At 55.6% G+C, this 594-nt stretch carries 1 protein-coding gene; it reads left to right on the forward strand.

Translation table 11 applies throughout. The features are described 5' to 3' along the window. On the forward strand, window positions 1-419 hold a 419-nt coding region (locus tag ACPYOI_RS35885), incomplete at its 5' end, for a DeoR/GlpR family DNA-binding transcription regulator (protein WP_481424149.1). Between the last annotated feature and the right edge of the window lie 175 nt (window positions 420-594).

Raw genomic sequence — 594 nt, forward strand, 5'->3', positions numbered from 1 at the left:
CCAATAACATCAATGTCGCCAATCGATTGCGAATGTTTCCCTCCATCGAGGTGGTCATTGCCGGCGGCGTCGTACGTCATTCGGACGGCGGTATCGTCGGTGAAGCGGCCGTTGATTTCATCCGGCAATTCAAGGTCGATTACGCTGTCATCGGCGCTTCCGCAATCGATCCGGACGGAGCGCTTCTTGATTTCGATTTCCGCGAAGTGAAGGTCGCGCAGGCCATCATGGCGAATGCGCGCCACGTTGTTCTCGTTGCCGACTCGACGAAATTCGATCGCACCGCCCCCGTGCGCATCGGCCATCTGTCCCAGGTCCACACTTTCGTTACCGACGACTGCGACGTTGAACCGCTGAGGAAGATCTGTTCGGAAAGCGGCATCAATCTCATCGAGACCGCAGGAAAGACGTGGTCATAAAATGTTCGTTTGACATTCGATTTATTTCATTTTAGGCGCTATTTCACTTTCGTTTTACGGCGTTAGCCTTGGAGAACAATTGTGGACAGCGAGATCTTCGACCTATTCGTGATCGGGGGCGGGATCAACGGCTGCGGGATCGCGCGGGATGCGGCGGGGCGCGGCTATTCGGTGG

This window comes from Rhizobium sp. SVR5-2C (assembly GCF_056755115.1).